The 2,042-nt window shown below is 54.9% G+C and carries 2 protein-coding genes and 1 pseudogene; all 3 read right to left on the reverse strand.

Going from position 1 to position 2,042, the window contains the following annotated elements; translation table 11 throughout:
- Positions 1-112 precede the first annotated feature (112 nt).
- The gene (locus tag FN829_RS15655) at positions 113-1,114 is read right to left on the reverse strand and encodes a PseG/SpsG family protein (protein WP_142987856.1); all 1,002 of its coding nucleotides are present in this window, start codon (positions 1,112-1,114) and stop codon (positions 113-115) included.
- Positions 1,114-1,863 carry a cytidylyltransferase domain-containing protein gene (locus tag FN829_RS15660; RefSeq protein WP_142987857.1) on the reverse strand — a complete coding sequence of 250 codons (750 nt, stop codon included), beginning with the start codon at positions 1,861-1,863 and terminating at the stop codon, positions 1,114-1,116. Before FN829_RS15660 ends, FN829_RS15655 begins: the two co-directional genes overlap by 1 nt.
- Positions 1,864-1,955: 92 nt before the next feature.
- Positions 1,956-2,042: pseudogene (locus tag FN829_RS15665) on the reverse strand (IS6 family transposase); the annotation flags it as partial.

Genomic DNA, 2,042 nt, shown 5'->3' on the forward strand with positions numbered 1-2,042 from the left:
TCGAGGATATCGATTTCCATGGCAGGTTCGATTTCCTCGGCTTCACCCTTCTAAACCGGTGATATCCGCTGATAAGATCGCTCTTCAACAGAGCAGACTCATGGCGAACAGACTAGATACTAACGTCAGAAACGAGATTTGAAATTCGAACTGTTCCTCGCCCGTCAACGATTTTTTGGCCAAGATCTCGTCGTCGCGTTCGGAGAGTTTTGTTCGTTAGATATTGGTCGATACCACGTCGGAACGCCGTTTTCCCGGATCCGCGATCAAGGACGCTTGCTGCGTTCCAATCGTGAAGCGAATTCGCGATCAACTCTTGATTATCGATGACTGGTATAGAGATGATCGGCGTTCCGAGCGCAAGCAGTTCGTAGGTGGTCGTGCTGGCAGTAGTCACGGCAAAATCCGCTCGGAACATCCGCTCCGGAAGATCGTCAGGATCACGAAGGACACAGACATCCGCACTCACGTCGGCGGCCGCTTCTCCGATCTCCATCTCCTGTTCGGCCGAAAATCCCGGTCCGACGATAGCATCCACACAGAGATTGAACCCGTCGAAAGCCCGGATCACCGTCGGAGTCAGTTCCGCGATATCGCTGCCGCCCATCGTGACGATCGCACGGGTTGGCGGATCGCGCCACGGCGGATCCATCGAGGCGTACTCCGTGATCTCAGGTCGGAGGAGGAGGAACTCCGGACCGAGACACCACTCCGGTTCCGAACCGATCACGTCGTACTCCAGATCGGGTGCGTAGAGGTTTCCATTCACGAGCACGTCGGCGGCGATCCGATGGCGAGTGTCGTCAGCGATGACGACGAGTGGTGAAACCTCTCTGAGCCGTTTCTGGTACGTCCCGTCCGCGAGGTACGAGTCCGCGACCGTGACGTCCGCGTGATCGCGGATGAACTCTCGGACTGGATCGGGATCCTCCTGAGAAGGGATGGTCACCGTATCGATACCGGCTGGGCAGACTTCGCGGACCTGTTCCGGTGTCACCGTCGCGTACATGACTTGGTGGCCACGATCGAGGAATTTGCCGGCGAGCGCGCCGGTTCTGACGAGGTGACCGTAGCCGATCTCTGGACCGCCGTCGGCACGCACGACGACGTACATCAGTGGGATTTCTGCTCGATGTTCGTGTTCAGTTCCATGAGATCGTTCTCGTCGACGTAGCGGATCGCTTCTCTGATCGGGAGGATATCATCGAATGGAACGTTCTCGTAGATCGTCCGCAGTACTTCGTAATCGTCGGCTTCGTCGAGGGTCAAACGAAGGTCACCACGATTCTGGAACTGCGGATCGTCAAAGACGTCCTTGGAAGTGATGCTTTCAGTGGAGAACACGTTTTCCTGTTCTCGATAGTACGGGGTTACGTGCTCGCGATGATGTGGTTCGGTCGCCACCTCGTGTACGTGCTCGAAACTTTCGAACGTGAACGCCTCAACGTCGAGACCTCGAGGGAAAGCACGTTCGAAGACGTTGGTCGCGTACTGTACGTCGCCGTCAAGGATTTCTTGGACAACTACGTCGATCGTCTCCGAATCAATAAGCGGACAGTCCCCGGTAATGCGAACGATAACGTCTGCGTCGGCGGAGCGGGCTGTATCATACATCCGTCCGAGAACGTCCGATTCGCTACCACGAAACACGTCCGCTCCAAATCGAGCCGCGTACCTCGCAACGATGTCGTCTGCCGTCCGTTGCGAGGTTGCGACCATCGTCTTCGTCACGTGTTCAGTCGACTTTACACGTCGGATCGTGTGTGAGAGGGCATGCTCCGCAGCCAATGGAAGCATGACTTTCCCAGGAAGGCGGGTTGAACCCATCCGAGCTTGAATGATCGCGACGACTTGTTGATTCATTAGATCAAAATTCCATCCAGTGGCGTGAATGTTTTACGATAGTGATCTATCATAACTTAATATCAAAAATGTGCGTGTCATAGTCGTAGTGTTCAGATAAGCTGATTCCATGCGAAAGCGAACGATCTGAGCCACTCATCAGCAGTTTCTGCGTCGGCGTTGCTGAAACAGTTTGAGAA

Source organism: Halorubrum cibi (assembly GCF_900182635.1).
GTDB lineage: Archaea > Halobacteriota > Halobacteria > Halobacteriales > Haloferacaceae > Halorubrum > Halorubrum cibi.

Excerpts from the sequence above, each read along its gene's own strand:
- FN829_RS15655 (WP_142987856.1), bottom strand. The coding sequence starts at position 1,114 with ATGTACGTCGTCGTGCGTGCCGACGGCGGTCCAGAGATCGGCTACGGT.
- FN829_RS15660 (WP_142987857.1), bottom strand. The coding sequence starts at position 1,863 with ATGAATCAACAAGTCGTCGCGATCATTCAAGCTCGGATGGGTTCAACC.